The 16708-nt window shown below is 38.7% G+C and carries 18 protein-coding genes; 11 read left to right on the top strand and 7 right to left on the bottom strand.

All coding sequences use genetic code 11. The features are described from left to right. The first annotated feature begins 14 nt into the window (after positions 1–14). Positions 15–1025, top strand: coding sequence for a glycosyltransferase family 2 protein (locus tag ACXAG7_RS07255; RefSeq protein ID WP_476666466.1), 1011 nt, complete (start codon positions 15–17; stop codon positions 1023–1025). 42 nt (positions 1026–1067) lie between these two features. Beyond that, the gene (locus tag ACXAG7_RS07250) at positions 1068–2012 is read left to right on the top strand and encodes a UDP-glucuronic acid decarboxylase family protein (RefSeq protein WP_476666465.1); all 945 of its coding nucleotides are present in this window, start codon (positions 1068–1070) and stop codon (positions 2010–2012) included. 75 nt (positions 2013–2087) lie between these two features. Here ACXAG7_RS07250 and ACXAG7_RS07245 read toward each other — a convergent pair whose 3' ends face one another. The 3 genes from ACXAG7_RS07245 to prfB all read right to left on the bottom strand — a co-directional run bounded on the left by ACXAG7_RS07245 (position 2088) and on the right by prfB (position 6485). Further along, positions 2088–4910, bottom strand: coding sequence for a M16 family metallopeptidase (locus ACXAG7_RS07245; protein WP_476666464.1), 2823 nt, complete (start codon positions 4908–4910; stop codon positions 2088–2090). A 114-nt stretch (positions 4911–5024) separates the two neighbouring features. After that, positions 5025–5366 carry an arsenate reductase (glutaredoxin) gene (gene arsC, locus ACXAG7_RS07240; protein WP_408043273.1) on the bottom strand — a complete coding sequence of 114 codons (342 nt, stop codon included), beginning with the start codon at positions 5364–5366 and terminating at the stop codon, positions 5025–5027. Positions 5367–5384: 18 nt separating this feature from the next. Continuing rightward, a complete protein-coding gene (gene prfB / locus ACXAG7_RS07235; RefSeq protein WP_408043274.1) occupies positions 5385–6485 on the bottom strand; it encodes a peptide chain release factor 2 in 1101 nt (366 codons plus the stop codon). Positions 6486–6636: 151 nt separating this feature from the next. Between prfB and ACXAG7_RS07230 the strand changes: the two genes are divergently transcribed. Next, positions 6637–7656 carry a threonine aldolase family protein gene (locus ACXAG7_RS07230; protein WP_476666463.1) on the top strand — a complete coding sequence of 340 codons (1020 nt, stop codon included), beginning with the start codon at positions 6637–6639 and terminating at the stop codon, positions 7654–7656. Positions 7657–7689: 33 nt separating this feature from the next. Here ACXAG7_RS07230 and ACXAG7_RS07225 read toward each other — a convergent pair whose 3' ends face one another. The 3 genes from ACXAG7_RS07225 to ACXAG7_RS07215 all read right to left on the bottom strand — a co-directional run bounded on the left by ACXAG7_RS07225 (position 7690) and on the right by ACXAG7_RS07215 (position 9278). Beyond that, entirely contained in the window at positions 7690–8343 is a 654-nt protein-coding gene (locus tag ACXAG7_RS07225; protein WP_408043276.1) for a hypothetical protein, read from the bottom strand. Positions 8344–8348: 5 nt separating this feature from the next. Further along, positions 8349–8843 carry an RNA polymerase sigma factor gene (locus tag ACXAG7_RS07220; protein ID WP_408043277.1) on the bottom strand — a complete coding sequence of 165 codons (495 nt, stop codon included), beginning with the start codon at positions 8841–8843 and terminating at the stop codon, positions 8349–8351. Between the two features lie 225 nt (positions 8844–9068). Then, a complete protein-coding gene (locus tag ACXAG7_RS07215; RefSeq protein WP_476666462.1) occupies positions 9069–9278 on the bottom strand; it encodes a hypothetical protein in 210 nt (69 codons plus the stop codon). Between the two features lie 436 nt (positions 9279–9714). On the opposite strand from ACXAG7_RS07215, the gene ACXAG7_RS07210 reads away from it, so the two are divergent. The 8 genes from ACXAG7_RS07210 (at position 9715) to ACXAG7_RS07175 (ending at position 15512) form a co-directional block, all read left to right on the top strand. Continuing rightward, on the top strand, positions 9715–10128 hold the full coding sequence (locus ACXAG7_RS07210) for a DUF2141 domain-containing protein (protein ID WP_408043279.1): 414 nt from the start codon (positions 9715–9717) through the stop codon (positions 10126–10128). Between the two features lie 11 nt (positions 10129–10139). Beyond that, complete coding sequence (locus tag ACXAG7_RS07205) at positions 10140–11498, top strand: 2TM domain-containing protein (protein WP_476666461.1); 1359 nt, start codon at positions 10140–10142, stop codon at positions 11496–11498. Position 11499: 1 nt separating this feature from the next. Beyond that, positions 11500–11787 (top strand): 2TM domain-containing protein, encoded by a 288-nt coding sequence (locus tag ACXAG7_RS07200; RefSeq protein WP_476666460.1) that lies wholly within the window; start codon positions 11500–11502, stop codon positions 11785–11787. After that, complete coding sequence (locus ACXAG7_RS07195; RefSeq protein WP_476666459.1) at positions 11777–12109, top strand: 2TM domain-containing protein; 333 nt, start codon at positions 11777–11779, stop codon at positions 12107–12109. The genes ACXAG7_RS07200 and ACXAG7_RS07195 overlap by 11 nt, the downstream gene beginning before the upstream one ends. 1 nt (position 12110) lies before the next feature. Next, positions 12111–12422: a 2TM domain-containing protein gene (locus tag ACXAG7_RS07190; protein ID WP_476666458.1), complete on the top strand. Its 312-nt coding sequence runs from the start codon at positions 12111–12113 to the stop codon at positions 12420–12422. 77 nt (positions 12423–12499) lie between these two features. Then, a complete protein-coding gene (locus ACXAG7_RS07185; RefSeq protein ID WP_408043284.1) occupies positions 12500–13255 on the top strand; it encodes a LytR/AlgR family response regulator transcription factor in 756 nt (251 codons plus the stop codon). 87 nt (positions 13256–13342) lie between these two features. Next, complete coding sequence (locus ACXAG7_RS07180; RefSeq protein ID WP_476666457.1) at positions 13343–14758, top strand: sensor histidine kinase; 1416 nt, start codon at positions 13343–13345, stop codon at positions 14756–14758. Beyond that, positions 14751–15512: a LytR/AlgR family response regulator transcription factor gene (locus ACXAG7_RS07175; protein ID WP_476666456.1), complete on the top strand. Its 762-nt coding sequence runs from the start codon at positions 14751–14753 to the stop codon at positions 15510–15512. Before ACXAG7_RS07180 ends, ACXAG7_RS07175 begins: the two co-directional genes overlap by 8 nt. Here the strand turns inward: ACXAG7_RS07175 and ACXAG7_RS07170 are convergent. After that, positions 15509–16684, bottom strand: coding sequence for a hypothetical protein (locus ACXAG7_RS07170; protein ID WP_476666455.1), 1176 nt, complete (start codon positions 16682–16684; stop codon positions 15509–15511). The two genes, ACXAG7_RS07175 and ACXAG7_RS07170, sit on opposite strands and share 4 nt — an antisense overlap. Positions 16685–16708: the final 24 nt, after the last annotated feature.

Below are 16708 nucleotides of genomic sequence, written 5' to 3'. Positions count from 1 at the left end.
TACGAAAACTCTGAATGAATTTATTTTTCTCAGTGATTGTGCCTGTGTATAACAGGCCTAATGAAATAGAAGAACTCCTTGAGAGTTTTACCCAACAAGATTACAATGAGAAGTACGAGATTGTCATAGTGGAAGACGGCTCTAGTGAGTCGTCTGAAACTATCGTCCATAATTACCGTTCTCGCTTACCACTTACTTATTTTTACAAAGAAAACTCTGGTCCAGGTGATTCCAGAAATTACGGGATGCAAAAGGCAGCGGGAAACTATTTTATCGTATTGGATTCCGATGTGATTTTACCACCGACTTACTTGAGTACCATTCATAAGTTTCTCAAAGAGCAATACGTAGATTGCTTTGGAGGAAGTGATGCTGCTCACGAGAGTTTTAGCAACCTCCAGAAAGCTATTAACTATGTAATGACCTCCTTTTTGACAACAGGAGGAATTCGTGGTTCCAAACTTAAAATTCAAAAGTTTGAACCGAGAAGTTTTAATATGGGGATTTCTAAGGAAGCTTTTGAAGCGACCCAAGGATTTGCGAGAATTCACCCTGGTGAAGATCCGGATTTGTCAAGGAGAATTGAAAAGGCCGGTTTCAGAACTAATTTTTTACCCGGTGCCGCGGTGTTTCACAAGCGGAGAATTTCTTGGAAAAAGTTTCATACCCAGGTAAAGAAGTTTGGAATGGTACGTCCAATACTCTCTAGTTGGCATCCAGAAACGGCCAAGCTTACTTTTTGGTTGCCCAGTTTGTTTGTCGGGTTTGTTTTGATATCTGTCACTGCAGCGATTGCAACGCAGAATCCGGTATACCTGTCGGTATTGTTGGGATACCTCGGATTCATTGCTATACATTCTACCGTGTTGAACAAAAGCATCGTTGTAGGCGTTTTAAGCGTGTTTGCGGTACTTGTTCAGTTTTTTGGTTATGGACTAGCTTTTGTGAAATCGAGTTTCTTTATACGCCTATTAAAGAAGAATCCCGAAAAACAATTCCCTCAACTCTTTTTTAAGGAAAAATAATAAGATTAAGTTCTTATTTTTGAGAAAATTTAAATTTTACGCGTGAAGAAAATTTTAGTTACGGGTGGAGCAGGTTTTATAGGATCTCACCTCTGCGAACGATTGTTAAAAGAAGGTAATGAAGTACTGTGTTTAGACAACTATTTCACAGGAAGCAAACGAAATATATTGCATTTAATGGACAATCCGTATTTTGAATTAATACGGCACGACATTACGGAACCTTATTTTGCAGAAGTAGATGAGATTTACAATTTGGCATGTCCGGCATCTCCCATTCATTATCAGTACGATCCTATCAAAACGATTAATACTTCAGTAGTAGGGGCTACGAATATGTTGGGTTTAGCCAAGCGTGTTAATGCTAAGATTTTACAAGCATCGACAAGTGAGGTGTACGGTGATCCGAAAATTCATCCACAACCAGAAACGTATTGGGGAAATGTAAACCCAATAGGGTTGCGTTCGTGTTATGACGAAGGAAAACGCTGTGCTGAGTCACTATTTGTAAACTATCATAAGCAGAAGGATGTTCGCATAAAAATTATCCGAATTTTTAATACCTACGGGACTCGTATGAATATTAATGACGGAAGGGTAATTTCTAACTTTATAGTGCAAGCATTAAAAGGAGAAGATATTACTATTTACGGTGACGGATCTCAGACGCGAAGTTTTCAGTATGTAGACGATTTGGTAGAAGGAATGATCAGGATGATGAATACCGATGATACAGTGACTGGCCCAGTGAATATCGGAAACCCAGGGGAGTATTCTATTGTGGAACTGGCTCGCGAAATTATTCGATTGACAGGTTCAAGTTCTATCATCATCTTTAAAGAGTTGCCCGAAGACGACCCTATGCAGCGCAAACCGGATATTCGTTTGGCAAGAGAAATTTTAAACAATTGGGAGCCTACCATTGAACTGGAGCAGGGGCTGTTAAAGGTAATTGCTTATTTTAAAGAAGTACTTGCTGAGGGCTAGGAAATCTACTAAAAGAGTAATTAGAAAAGACATAAAAAATAAAAAACCAGAGCTTAGCTCTGGTTTTTTGTTGCATTATTTTTCTGGATTTAGTACGGCTGATATATAACCGTTTTTTAAATACTTTTTAGCTACTTTCTGAATGTCTTTAGCAGTTACCTTAGTAACGCGTTTTTCTAAGTCTATTGCCGATTCCTTATCGTTCTTTAAATAATCGATATTCTTAATCGTACGCAACCAATAACGGTTTTTCTTTAAATCTTCCTTAAAGTCGTTAATCATTCCTTTCTGAGCTTTTTCAACATCAGATTGTAAGGGACCGTTTTTCACTAAGTGTGCTACTTCGTCCACAACAATTTTTTGTAGTTTCGCCACATTTTCAGGGGCACATGGGAACGATACGCTTAAATTATACCAATCGTATGGCATTTTCGACATATAAGCACGTGTTCTAGAAGAATACACTCCTCCTTCTTTTTCGCGTAACTTTTCTGTGAGTTTGATAGCCAATACATCACCTAACATTTTGAAGGCCAAAGCGTCTTCTTTTGAATATTTAGCCGGTCCTTGATAGTTAATTCTCACGGAGCTTTTCGCTTCTTTCCCTTTCTTGAATTCCTTGGTATGACTACCGTGTTTTGGTCTAAAGTCACTGATTTTATACATTTCACGATCTTTAGAACTCGGTAAATTTGCAAGGTATTGACTAGCGTACTTCATCAGTTTAGCCTCGTCGATATTTCCGACAAAATAGAAATGGAAATCTCCCGCATTGGCAAAGCGCTCAAAGTATTTTTTATACGCTAAATAATAATCCGCAGTGTCATAAGCAGCAGGTGTTGGGAATCCGTAGTACCTAGGGTTTCCTTCGTTTAAGAAATCTCCCATTTCTTTTTGGAAGTAGAAGTTAGGATTCGCTAACAAGTTACCTAAAAAGCTCTTTTGTTTATTTGTAAACGAGTTGAATGCTTTTTGATCCTTATTGAGGGCTGTAAAATACAAGTGAACCATTTGAAAGAGTTCTTCTAGGTATTTAGGAGCTGCCATTCCTCTAAATCCTTCACTATACCTTCCGATGTACGGATTGACACGAACGATTTTTCCAGCCATCATTTTACGGAGGTCGGTTTTAGTAAAACCGTTTACCCCAGCTTCAGAAAGTCCTTGATTTGCGTAGTTGGTCGCTTTCAAGTCAGCGTCAGAGTACAATGAAGTTCCACCGTAACTAAAGGCTTCGAAAAGAACTTCGTCGTTTTTAAAGTCAGTTTGCTTATAAGTTACTGTTGCTCCGTTGCTCAAATGCAATGTCTTTGTTCCTAAAAGCTTGTCTTCACTGCTCTTCACGATAGCTCCTGGCTTAGGAAGTTTGGTGATGAGTGAACTCGCTACTTTCTTATCTTGGTAAGGAGTTAACTTTTTAGTTTTTGACTTGTTTAACAAGTCCATCACTTGCTTTTCGGTAACCAATTTTTTAGGTCCAGTAATCACTACCACACGGTTGTCGTCATGCAAGTAACTTCCTATTAAATTGTTAACGTCAAGAAGGGTAATGGTAGGCATCAAACGCTTTTGAGCATCGTATTCCCATTCGATACTAGGAATAGGTTCTTGTTCTAAATAATTGTTTACGTATTGTCCAATAATTCGACGAGACTCTTGTTTGTTTCTATCCTTGTACATTTTTTCCCAGCGAGAAAGTACATTGGCTTTAGCACGGTCAAATTCTCCTTGCTGGAAACCAAAGCGCTTTACGCGTTCGTTTTCATCGAGTAAGGCTTCTAATCCTTTTAACTGACCTTCGGCACTGGTCATAGCAAAAGACTGGTAGGCTTCTTTTCCACGGGCCCATGTTCCTCCGTGATAGCTGTATCCGTATACAAAAGGCGGCTTTTCACTGTTTTGTAAATCGGTTAATCTATTGTTCAACATTTGAGCGAAAATAGATTCTACCATGGTGTTGCGGTAATCTTCTATAGAGTTTACTGCTGTTGCTTGATCGCTGTCTTTGTACATCAATTGCACGCGTGAAAAAGCAGCTTCTTTATCCGCTTCAATAGCGATAAATGTTTCCTTGTGGTTTTTCGGTGCAGCTACTTTTCTCGGACGAGGAGATGTTACTGGTTTAATTCCAGAAAAATGTGATTTGATTTTGGCTTCTAGGGTTGCGACATCAACATCACCAACAGCTACGACGGCCATTAAATCTGGGCGATACCAATCGTTGTAGAAGCGACGAAGACTTTCGTGCTTGAACGTCTCTAAATTTTTCTTTGTTCCAATAGGTAAGCGTTCGGCATACTTAGAACCGTGCATAACAATAGGTAGGTAGTTTTGTAACATTCTACTATCGGCACCTTTTCCAGAGCGGTATTCTTCCAAAACGACACCGCGTTCCTCGTCGATATCCTTTCCTGTAAGCAAGGCACCATGTGCCCAGTCTTCTAGAATTTGAAATCCTTTTTCAAGTTTTTTTGGATCGTCACTTGGGATTGGTAAAATATATACCGTTTCATTAAAGCCTGTGTAGGCATTGAGATGGGCACCAAATTTAACTCCGATAGATTGAAGGTAATCCACGAGTTCATTTTTCTTAAAATGTTTGGTTCCATTGAAGTTCATATGCTCCATAAAGTGAGCAAGACCTCTCTGATCGTCATCTTCCAAAATAGACCCTGCATTCACTACTAATCGCAATTCAACCTTATCGGCTGGTTTTGGGTTTTGCTTGATGTAATAGGTGAGTCCATTGGCTAGTTTTCCAATTTTGACAGAAGGGTCGACTGGAATTTTCATTTCACTTAACTTCACAATTTTTCGTTGCTTACTACCGCTGGTTTGCGCGATAGCAGGGCTTATCATGAGCGCCGCAAGTGTAATGGAATACAGTACTTTTTTCATAGTGCGTAAATATTTGTTTTGTAGGCTAAAGGTACACTTTATGGATTTAATAACTATGTTGTTAGTTGTAAAATGTTGTTAAAAAAAAAACTCTACGTAACGTAGAGTTTTGATTTACAGTATGTTTTCTATGTTTTCTGGAGGTCTTCCGACAACAGCTTTGTTTCCATTTACCACAATAGGACGCTCAATGAGCTTAGGGTGGCTTAGCATGGCGTCGATGAGTTCTTCATCGGAAAGTTCCTTTCCTTTGAATTCTTCTTTCCAAATTTTTTCATTGGTTCTAATCAATTGCATAGGAGTCATGTCGAGTAGTGTCAAAAGTTCTTTGAGCTCTTCTTTTTGTGGAACGCTATCCAAGTATTTGACAATTTCGAACTCCTTTCCAGAATTTTCTAGAATGGCAACGCCGTTTCTAGATTTACTGCAACGAGGGTTGTGGTAAATTTTTATCATTGTTGGTTGATTTATTAGTTATTCGTCGGTTTCTTTTTGTCCCATCATCATCAGATAGGCTTTTAAAAAGGCATTGATATCACCGTTCATTACGGCATCAACATTTCCAGTTTCATGAGCCGTTCTCACATCCTTTACTAATTTATAGGGGTGCATTACGTAATTGCGTATTTGACTTCCCCATTCATTTTTAAGTTTGTTAGCCTCGATATCCGCTCGAGCTGCTTGACGCTTTTGTAGCTCAATTTCGTAGAGCTGTGATTTTAACATCTGTAAGGCAGTTGCTCTGTTGTCGTGTTGAGAACGGGAATTTGAGCATTGAATTTGAATACCTGTTGGCTTGTGTACCAGTTGTACCTTAGTTTCTACCTTATTTACATTCTGTCCACCAGCACCGCTAGATCGGGCAGTAGTGATTTCGATATCGGCCGGATTGATTTCAATTTCAATAGAATCATCGGCAACAGGATATACATATACCGAAGAAAAAGAGGTGTGGCGTTTGGCGTTGCTGTCAAATGGAGAGATACGTACCAACCTGTGTACACCGTTTTCCCCTTTAAGCCAACCAAAGGCATAGTCACCGTCAAATTGTAAGGTAACCGTTTTTACACCGGCTACATCACCTTCTTGATAGTTGAGTGTTTTGATAGAAATGCCGTGCTTTTCTGCCCACATGCTGTACATGCGCATCAGCATTTCGGTCCAATCACAGCTTTCAGTACCCCCTGCACCCGCTGTAATTTGAATCACAGCACTGAGGTTATCTCCTTCTTCTGAAAGCATGTTCTTAAATTCGATGTCTTCAAGTAATATTTTTGTTTTATCGAAGTGCTCTTGAAGTTCGGCTTCCTCAACATCACCTTCCTTATAAAAGTCGTATAACACGAGTAAATCGTCGTATAAGGTATTTATTTCCTGATAATCGCTTACCCATTTCTTTTTCATACGAAGTGATTTCATCAAAACCTCTGCTTGTTTGGGGTCATTCCAAAAATCAGGATTTGCTGTTTGCTCTTCTTCGTTGCTGATTTCAATTTGTTTTTTATCTATTTCTAGGTAGTCTTTGAGTTTGGCAACTCGACTACCGATATCTTTTAAGTGCTCGTACGTAATCATAATCAAAACAAAAATAAGTTAAAATTTAAGATTGGCGTAGGTTCCGGTTTAATTTCGAGGGTGAATTTAGTATTTTTAACCACTAGAGCTAAGCAGTGCTTTTTGGGCTGGGCAGTTCTGGGTGAATAAAAAAAGAAATATTTAGATCTTTATGGAAATTAATTTGATTAGTGATACCGTTACCAAACCGACAAAAGGGATGTTAGCCGCCATGATGGCTGCGGAGGTTGGAGATGACGTGTTTAAAACAGATCCAACTGTTAATAAGTTGCAGACCTTGGCTGCAGAGCGTTTTGGTATGGAGGCAGCCTTGTTTTTTCCTTCTGGAACGATGGCCAATCAAACGGCAATTAAATTGCATACCCAACCCGGTGATCGCATGTTTTGTGATAAATGGGCGCATGTGTATAATTATGAAGGAGGAGGAGCGGCTTTTAATGCGGGGGTAACCTCACAACTCATTGACGGACATCGCGGGATGTTTACAGCCGATCAATTGCGCGCTGCTGCCGCTGGGAATATCGATATTCATTCGCCGTTTAATCGTTTAGTCTGTATCGAAAATACTACGAATAAAGGGGGAGGAGCTTGTTGGAATTTTAAAGAATTGGAAGCTATTAGAGAAGTTGCTGATCAGGAGAAACTGGCTTATCACCTCGATGGGGCACGTCTTTTTAATGCCCTCGTAGAGAAAAATGAAACAGCAGCACAATACGGAAAATTATTTGATACCATTTCAATATGCTTATCCAAAGGACTGGGAGCTCCTGTAGGATCCATTTTACTCGGGTCAGAAGAGGATATGCAAAAAGCACTCCGCATTCGAAAGTTGTTTGGAGGTGGAATGCGACAGGCTGGTTTTTTGGCGGCTGCTGGAATTTACGCCTTGGAACATCAGGTTACTCGTTTGGCTGAAGATCACGAGAAAGCGAAGCGTATCGCAGAAGTTTTAGCTTCCTGTACGTATGTGTCAAAGGTAGAACCAGTAGATACCAATATCATCATTTTTAATGTTAGTGACGACGTAGATATTGAAGCTTTTATGAGCCGCATGCAGTCGAAAGGAATTCTCTTTATTTCTATGGGACAAGGAAAGTTGAGGATGGTGACTCATTTGGATATCAACGAATCTATGCTATCCCTACTCATCCAACAATTAAAAGAATTTTAAAAAGAAAGGCACTCCATTGGAGTGCCTTTTATATTATTCCTCATCATTTATTTTAATGAGTTCTTCGTAGTTTTTATTTAACTTTTTAAGGAGGCTTCCGTATAGCAACTTATAAAATAACCACATGGTGAAAAACAATAAGGTCAATACGACTACCATGGATATGATCAGTGAGATAAGCAATTGGTCTTTACTTTGGTTTACTGTGATACCGTGGGTATTGTAATAATCAATAAGGGTATCCAGATCACTAAAGATGAGTAGCACCACGATAATGTTTGTCAAAATAGCATACACCAGGTTAAAATATACGTAGTACTTTACCACTCTTCGCGTGTTCAAGATTTTTTTGATGAGCCCTTTTGTGTTTTCTGAAATGGATATCGATTTGTAATTTTTGTAAAAACCAACTAAGAAAAGTACAATGACAAAGTAATGTATGTAGATAGTGGCATTGACGAGCTTCTGTAAATGTAAACTCTCATAAAGATCCGAGTACGACGACCCTGCAAAGAAGATATTCAATCCTCCCCAAAACAGTAATTCTAAAATTCCAATAATAAAAATCCATTTTACGATGGATGACGACTTGGAATGTGCCATCCTGTAAATGTCAAGCTTGGAAACCTTCAAGGTCTCATCAGGCTGGTTGTCCCAAGCTTTTTTATATCTTTCTAATGCGTCCATATAATTTATGGGTTCAGTATTTTTTTTAATTTATCTTTTGCTCTATTCATTTTTACACGAGCATTGACTTCGGTAATCCCTAAGGTGTCTGAAATTTCTTTATATGGTTTGTCTTCCAAGTATAAAAAAATCAGTGCCTTATCAATGTCGTTCAACTTATGAATAGCTTGATATAGTGATTTGAGCTGCTGTTCTTCGGTATCGTCGTACTCTGTTGATTGTACTTTGTATACTACCTCACTAATATCTTGAGTTTTTACAGACCTAGTTGATTTTCGGTATAACGAGATTGCGGTATTGAGGGCAACTCGATACATCCAGGTACTAAACTTGGCATCTCCTCGAAATTTGTGGTAATTTTTCCAGAGTTGAATCGTAATTTCTTGAAACAAATCATTGTGAGCATCCGAATTGGTAGTGTAAATTCTACATACCTTATGAACGATGTTCTGATTGGATTCGAAATCCGTTAAAAATTTATTTTCGAGTTCTTTTTGCACTTAGTTTAGCTACTAGTTTCCTGTATTTAGAGTATTAGAAGCTCAAATGTACAAAACGTTACATATACCGTCGTTTTTTTTGAAAATTTATTACAAAAGTCATACCAAGACTATAAAGTAGCACTTCCAAACAGTCATGTTGTCATTGAACACCAGTTAGTTCAATGCCTTGTGATATGAGCTCGTTTTGGAAAGTGGTGGTTTGGAAGTTGCAAGACATCCTGTTTATGAAAGGCTTGTACTATTTAAGTTAAAAGTGGTAGCATTCGTAAAGCCATCACCTGGATCGTCAGGGCTTTGTGCCTGAGCATTTCTTGGATTTAAAATTAAATAGGTGCCAAGGGCCGTCAAGGCGGTGTATTTTGAGTATGCTGTGAGTTTTTTTAAGGCTTGTTTTCTGGATATACGCAATTCGTTCGTGTGTTTGGTTTTCATAGTTTTTTGTTTTTTTGGGTTGGAACTGTAAAAGGGATACCCATAAAGTGTTAAGCAGATACTCCTGTAAGTCAGGAGAGCATTCAACATATAAAGCCCGTTTCACAGTTAAATTTCTTTTTATCAATGCAAGTTTCCCGGTCAATATTGATTTTGCCCCTTCTTTTTATTGTTGTGGCTTTTAAGAACCGGTGACCATACGATGGAAAATTAGTAGAAATGTTTCTTAAAAAGAACAGAGGTGATAAGAAGGACAATGTATATGTAAAGACCGAAATGAAACTGGTTTTTTTCGTAGAAATAGGAGTTGTAAAGTAAAGGATAAGGGGTTTCTTACAGTTCGGTCATGAAATTTGACAGTTGGGTAGATTACAATTTGAAAGTCGTGTAATAGCCGAGATATTTGTGGTGTAATTAATCAATAAAACTAAAAACCATGAAACTATTAACAACTTTAATTGCCTTTACATTTTTTGCTACAGTTCAGCAAATGAACGCGCAAAACACGGCGGTTACCGCAACGGTAACCAATGCGACTTCTGATTCGGGAAAAGTATATTTTTCGCTGTACAACCAAGCGAGTTTTATGAAAAAGCCATTAAAATCAGGGGGAGCCATCATTGCGGAGGGGAAGAGCAGTTTTACCTTTGAAGACCTTGCGCCAGGAACCTATGCAATTGTTTGCTACCACGATAAAAACGACAACAAAAAAATGGATTTTTCACCGAATGGGATGCCGGAAGAAGATTATGGAGCCTCTAACAATGTGCTTCGAATGGGGCCACCACAGTTTACAGATGCCAAGTTTACAGTTACTGATAAAAATGTATCTTTAGAAATCAGATTTTAACAATAAACAGTATGAATACTACACCTAAAACAGCCGTGGAACGCTTCAAATCAGACCTGTGGGTCTGTCTAAAAATGACAGTCATTTTTGGTACGGTTTTTACCTTGATAAACAGGGAGTTTACGCTCAAGGGAATGGGACTTACCTTTTTGTTCTCAGGCATGTATTCATTTGTTTTAGGAGTGGGGAACGGAATGATTAACGACCTACTCAGTGAGCGATTGAGTTGGGTAACTCAAACCAATCAACGTGTTACTGCGGCTATAGTCAGTACCGTATTTTACACCGTAATTGCTGTTTTGTGTATCCATTATATACAATACGTACTAATATTGAATTACGATGCGAGCAATTTTTTTAGCGGTCGTTTGATTTGGGTCCACATGTTTGCCATCATTTTATCTCTGGGAGTAGCCTCCTTTTTACATGCGAGAGGGTTTATGGTGGAATGGAAAAAAGCAGCATCCCAAGAAACTACGCAGCAGCAAATTGTAGCCAAAACAGAATCAGCAAAGTTTGAAACATTAAAAAGCCAAATTGATCCGCATTTTTTGTTCAACAGCTTGAATGTTTTGACTTCTCTGATCGGTGAGAATCCTTATTTAGCTGAGAAGTTTACTACGAAGCTATCTAAAGTATATCGCTACGTACTCGAACAGCGGAATAAGGAATTGGTGCCCATTGCAGAGGAATTGCGTTTCGCTAAAACGTATATGGAGCTTTTACAAATGCGCTTTGAAGATGCCGTTAAGTTTTCAATACCGACGAGTTTGAGCAATCCAGACTTAAAAATTGTACCCTTATCGCTGCAATTATTACTCGAGAATGCGGTAAAGCACAATGTAGTGTCCACACAGCGCCCCTTGGATATTCGCATTTATGAGGAAGGCGATTACCTACAAGTGAGCAATAATATTAATCCTAAAGAGGCGATAGGTAAGAGTACGAAAGTAGGATTGAGAAATATTGCAGATCGCTATGGGTTGATCACGGATCAAACGGTGCAAATCACCAACAATAACAAAACCTTTACAGTGAGTTTACCACTGTTATTAAAAACAAAAGAAATGAGACTAGATACCAATACATTTGAAAATAATAAGTACGTAAGAGCCGTTGAACGCGTCGAGAAGTTAAAAGAATTCTATCAGAACTTAGCGTCGTATGTGTTAGTAATCCCTTTTTTAATCTTTATCAATTTGCGATTCTCTCCGCAGTTCCAATGGTTTTGGTTTCCGATGATAGGTTGGGGAATAGGGGTGGTCTTTCACTTTTTAGATGTCAACAATTACAAGGTGTTCCTAGGAAAGGACTGGGAAGAGCGAAAGATTCGTGAAATTATGGAAGAAGACGAAAAAAACAATAACTAGTATGGAAGAGCGATTTACACAAGAGTACCGCTACGCAAGAGCAAAGAAACGCGTAGAGCGAATTAAAGGATTGTATGCACATGCTTTGGTAACCGTATTAATCATTCCAGTACTCGTGGTCATTAATTTAAAGTTTGTACCGCAATACCACTGGTTTTGGTATCCTTCTTTAGGAATGTCGATAGGATTGTTGTTCCATTGGTTTGGTGTATTTGGAGCCGAAAAATTAGGCTTCGGTAAAGATTGGGAAGAAAAAAAAATTAAAGAATTTTTAGAAAATGAGAAATAATTTAGAAGGTGATTACAAAAATAACCCGCGATACATTTATGCAAAAAAGCGGGTGGATAATATTAAAGGGTTTTTCTGGCATGCCGTTTCCTATGTGATTGTAAATATATTTATTTCAGCAATTATCATTGTAGGAATGACCTCAGAAGGAGCTAGTTTGAAGGCGGCCTTTGGCAATTTTGGAGTATGGGCAACTTGGTTGTTTTGGGGAATCGGCTTATTTTTTCACTGGCTGGGAGTATATGGTTCACAATGGTTTTTTAGTAAAGACTGGGAGGAACGAAAGATAAAAGAGTATTTAGACGAACGTAATAAAGAATAACATGACTTCAGTAAATAACCAACGAGAACACGATTACTTAAGAGCGAAGGAACGCGTAAAAAAATTAAAAGAATACTACACTCATTTAGTTGTTTTCCTGGCAGTGAATTGCTTTTTGTCTGGAAGAAAAATTTACCGAGTTTGGGAAGCAGGAGGCAATTTAGAAGAGGTATTGACGAGCTTTTCAACCTACTACCTATGGTTTTTTTGGGGAATAGGGATGCTAGGGCATACGTTTAAAATGTTCGGAACACAGTGGTTGTTGGGCAAGGAATGGGAAGAGAAGAAGATCAAAGAGTATATGAAAGAGTAAATTTCCGATGAGGATTAGGCAAGACTCCTTATCTTGTCAACTAGAACCACCATGTTAATCTTAGAAAGTTCGCACTTATGAACATAGTAATTATTGAAGATGAAAAACCTGCAGCACGTCGATTGCAGCGTATGTTAAACGCCTTAGGATTAGAAGTAAACCAACTGCTGCACTCCGTTGAAGAGGCCATTAATTGGTTTCAAACGAATACACATCCCGATTTGATTTTTTTAGATATTCAATTGTCTGATGGATTGTCTTTTGAGATTTTTGAAGAAGTTACAGTGAAATCGGCGATTATATTTACCACAGCTTATGATGAATACGCCCTGAAAGCGTTTAAGTTGAATTCTATTGATTACTTGTTAAAGCCTATTGATGACGAAGAGCTGGAAGCAGCTGTTCAAAAATTTCAGGAACAGCAGCCCAAACAAACCGACTTACAGGTGAATATTGACGATATCAGAAAATTACTCATCAATCCTATCGACAGAAAATATAAAAAGCGTTTTACCATCAAGGTAGGTCAGCACATAAAAATCGTGCATACTGATGAAATTGAATGCTTGTATTCTGAAAACAAAGCGAGTTATATTCATACCAATGGCAATAGAAATTATTTGATTGATCATTCCTTGGAACATTGGCAAGAGCAATTGGATCCGGAACAATTTTACAGAGTAAACCGTACTTATATAGTTCATATCAATGCTATTAAAGACATCGTGTCGTATACCAACTCTCGATTGCAATTAAAACTTCACAACTACGATGACACAGAAATTATTGTCAGTAGAGAGCGTGTAAAGGATTTCAAAATGTGGATTCAATAGCAGTTCACTGTTCGAAGTACTACCGTTCACTACTATTTTTTTGTTGCTGAAAGATAACAAGCTCATATTGGACTAAAATTTATAAGTATGAAGTTATTTGTTGCGGCGTTTAAACGCGCCATTACTTTGGGAGTATTTCTCCATATTTTAGTTTATTCTGTAGGAAGTATTGCTGATTTTGATTATCGCGAGGTACTCGCGCTTCTTCCAGCGAGTATTTTAATGTTTGTAGGCATACCATTTGTCGTGTTATACCTGAGTTTTAAGCATCCTTTTAGTCAGCTTTTAGGATTGAAAATCGGGATTGGAAGTTTTGCGTTTGGACTGTTGCTCAGTGTTCTTTTCAACGGTATCGATGCCGATTCATTTGTCTTTGAATCGGTGCATCTAGGAACGGGGCTTGGAGCGCTGTTATTAGCATTGATGGTGTACGCTAGTCAGTGGATTTCGCAGGGTTCTGATAGTATTGAATTGCGAGAGATAGGAGCGGTGAAATATCGAGTAAAATACGTATTGGCAATTGCCATTGCTGTGAGTGGACTCTATTCTTTGTTTACTTTAGTATTTGCTGAGAGCAGTGTGTTACTACTACCAATCTGGTACGAGCTGTTTCCTTTAGGGTTCACATTGAGCTTCGCTACCATTCACGTATTGACCTATAGTTATGTGCGATTTTCTGGCTGGAAGCGTCCCTTAGTTCTGGGCGGCTACTACTTGGTTGTTACTTTTGCCATTGTGACGATGCTGATCATCACCCGAAGTAGTTTTGCAATAGTGAAAGGAGGTCTCGGAGGAGCTTTGGCAAAGGCTTTTATTTTGCCTACCACCTTGTATTACGCAGTGTATCTCACCTTGGTGTTTTTAGGGACACATGGTTATTTTGTTTTATTGGTTCGATCGAGGCAACAAGTATTATTAGCCAAAGACCGAGCCGACTACAAAGAGGGGTATGACGAGTTAAAACAACAGTTGAGTCCTCACTTTTTATTTAATAATTTAAATGTATTGACAGGGCTCATTGAGGAGGATCCAGGGAAAGCGGTGGCGTTTTCAGATCAGTTGGCAGCTGTGTACCGCTATTACCTTCTTTTAGAAAACAACGATTTGATGACTGTAAAGGAAGAAGTAGCTTTTTTTTACCAGTATTTTTCATTGTTAGAACAGCGGTTTGAAGCTTGTTTTGTATTGGATAATAAACTGGATGCATCTTTCGATAACTATTATGTGGTAAGTTTGGCTTTACAGCAGATTACTGAAAATATTTGTAAACACAACAGCTTGAACAGAACTCTTCCGATACAGGTAACTCTTGAGATTGCGGAGGGGTACTTGGTGGTGAGGAATTCAAAACAAGAGAAGGCCTACGATGAAAAGCATCAAAACGGTACAGGACTCAAAAATATTGAAGAACGCTATCGATTCTTTACCGATAAAGCAGTGAAGATAACGGATACGGAAACCACTTTTGAAGTTGCAATTCCATTATTAGAAATCGATGATTAAAGCAGTTATTATAGAAGACGAATTGGCGGCTAGCCGAAAGCTACAGCGTTTATTGCATAAGCAAGGGGTTGAGGTGATGGCGCAACTGAGTTCTATTGCTGATGCACTTCAGTGGTTTGGTAAGCACGAAAGTCCTGAGGTGTTGTTTTTAGATATGAAGTTGTCGGATGGATTGGGATTTTATTTGCTAGATCAGCTTCCACAACTACGAACAAAAATTGTATGCACCACGGCCTACCCAGAATACAGTATTCAGGCTTTTGATTACAACAGTGTCGCATATTTGCTAAAACCTATTAATGAAGACAAACTCGTAAAAGCACTTGAGAAAATTGAGAGTCTACAAGTAGTAAGTTTTCAGGAGTTCCGAAATACTCTTGGGACAGCCCGACGAATACAAGGCGCGTACAAACACAGGTTTACAACTAAAATTGGCGCTAGCATAAGAATTTTTGAAGCGACAGCTGTCTGTTGTTTTTTCAGTGCAGACAATGCTACGTATTTAAATGCATCAGGACGAAATGCGCTGTTGAATACTTCTTTGACTCATTTGTCAAATCAGCTCGATCCTCACGATTTTTTTCGTGTAAATAGAAAAGTAATCATAGCCCGCCATGCTCTTATAAGCGTTGATAAGTACTCGGTGACGAGGTTGTTAATCAAGCTGAGGGGTTTTTCAGAATTTGAGATTATCGTCAGTCGTGATCGTGTTAAAGCGTTTAAAAATTGGTTAGACCTAGAGGAATTCGCCTAAAAATTAAAGACCTCGTTAAAGCGTAAATACACACCGTACGAATAGTCAAAGTTAAATTCTTTATTCTCTTGGGTAACCACAGAATCAATTGCTGGATTGAGTTGTAAAAAGCCTTCTAATTGTGCACCTAAGACTACATTTTTACTGAGTGTCTTTTGGTAGTAAATTTTGGTGAAAAGCAGACTTCTATCAGCTTCTTGATGTGCTACGTATCGATTGTCTAAAGCGCCGTTCCAGTAATTGACATTCGCTTTAAGTGAATAGGAATAAAACATCTCATTTCCACGAGCGGGGATAAAGTTACTTCCTCTAAAATAGGCCAAGACAGCATTAAAGTTTCGATTGCGATATGCTAAAGTAGCGTAAAAGGCATTTCCTCGTTTAAAAGGATACACCGCATTCGGGGCATCCGTGCCGTGCCACAGCCAAAAACTACTCAGATTCCAAATGTCGTAGTCTGAGGTGTGGAATTTGTACTGCAATCCGATAGCCGCGTTGTGCAGGTCGTAGATGTCTGTGATGTTTCTCGGGTCCCTGAACTTTTTATTGATTTGGCCACCTCTATGTCTGGTTAACCATTGTACCGGTAAGCTTAAGTTGGGGAGTAGGGGCAATGCTGTCTGAAATCCCAATGTGAATACCTCTTTGAAATCATCGTTGGGGCGTATATAGTGCTCCCAGTCGAGCCAGAGGTCTAACTGCCATTTTGATTTAGTGTATTGGTAGCGAATACCCGTTTCGATGAGTTCTCGGCTAAGTATTTTTTCACTGGCTAGCAAGGGTTCAATCATTCCGTGGTTGTTACTTGCAACAGTGTTTCCAAATGTTAGCTGATGTGCTTTATTTCTGTAGTGTACACTAAATGTTGGCAAGACATGTGCAATGGTTGACTCACCGAAGTTTTTCTGTACAAAAACTCCCGCTTTAAATTGTAGTTCAGTACTGTTTTGATAAACAAACTGTGGGTGGAGTTGTGTAGCGAGTAAGGTATAACCGTCAGCGATGAAATTAAAATATTCGTTGTTCTTTATAAAGTTGTGATTGTACACGTGCAGTCCAAACTTGTCAATCGGAGTATTGCTTAGTGTATCCTTGGTATAAAAAACGGACTCTTGAGCAACGAGCATAAAAGAAGCGCTAAATAAAAGAGCGAATAGTAATTTCTTCATCATGAGTTATAGTCAATAATTGCGTCG

It is taken from the genome of Tenacibaculum sp. AWR4_210, assembly GCF_056160945.1.
The sequence above is the reverse complement of the archived record's forward strand: the minus strand, read 5'-3'. Positions and strand labels throughout refer to the sequence as shown.

Bases quoted from the DNA above. Each gene is read 5' to 3' on its own strand.
- ACXAG7_RS07255 (WP_476666466.1), top strand. From the start codon at position 15: ATGAATTTATTTTTCTCAGTGATTGTGCCTGTGTATAACAGGCCTAAT.
- ACXAG7_RS07245 (WP_476666464.1), bottom strand. From the start codon at position 4,910: ATGAAAAAAGTACTGTATTCCATTACACTTGCGGCGCTCATGATAAGC.
- arsC (WP_408043273.1), bottom strand. From the start codon at position 5,366: ATGATAAAAATTTACCACAACCCTCGTTGCAGTAAATCTAGAAACGGC.
- prfB (WP_408043274.1), bottom strand. From the start codon at position 6,485: ATGATTACGTACGAGCACTTAAAAGATATCGGTAGTCGAGTTGCCAAA.
- ACXAG7_RS07230 (WP_476666463.1), top strand. From the start codon at position 6,637: ATGGAAATTAATTTGATTAGTGATACCGTTACCAAACCGACAAAAGGG.
- ACXAG7_RS07225 (WP_408043276.1), bottom strand. From the start codon at position 8,343: ATGGACGCATTAGAAAGATATAAAAAAGCTTGGGACAACCAGCCTGAT.
- ACXAG7_RS07215 (WP_476666462.1), bottom strand. From the start codon at position 9,278: ATGAAAACCAAACACACGAACGAATTGCGTATATCCAGAAAACAAGCC.
- ACXAG7_RS07210 (WP_408043279.1), top strand. From the start codon at position 9,715: ATGAAACTATTAACAACTTTAATTGCCTTTACATTTTTTGCTACAGTT.
- ACXAG7_RS07205 (WP_476666461.1), top strand. From the start codon at position 10,140: ATGAATACTACACCTAAAACAGCCGTGGAACGCTTCAAATCAGACCTG.
- ACXAG7_RS07200 (WP_476666460.1), top strand. From the start codon at position 11,500: ATGGAAGAGCGATTTACACAAGAGTACCGCTACGCAAGAGCAAAGAAA.
- ACXAG7_RS07195 (WP_476666459.1), top strand. From the start codon at position 11,777: ATGAGAAATAATTTAGAAGGTGATTACAAAAATAACCCGCGATACATT.
- ACXAG7_RS07190 (WP_476666458.1), top strand. From the start codon at position 12,111: ATGACTTCAGTAAATAACCAACGAGAACACGATTACTTAAGAGCGAAG.
- ACXAG7_RS07185 (WP_408043284.1), top strand. From the start codon at position 12,500: ATGAACATAGTAATTATTGAAGATGAAAAACCTGCAGCACGTCGATTG.
- ACXAG7_RS07180 (WP_476666457.1), top strand. From the start codon at position 13,343: ATGAAGTTATTTGTTGCGGCGTTTAAACGCGCCATTACTTTGGGAGTA.
- ACXAG7_RS07175 (WP_476666456.1), top strand. From the start codon at position 14,751: ATGATTAAAGCAGTTATTATAGAAGACGAATTGGCGGCTAGCCGAAAG.
- ACXAG7_RS07170 (WP_476666455.1), bottom strand. From the start codon at position 16,684: ATGATGAAGAAATTACTATTCGCTCTTTTATTTAGCGCTTCTTTTATG.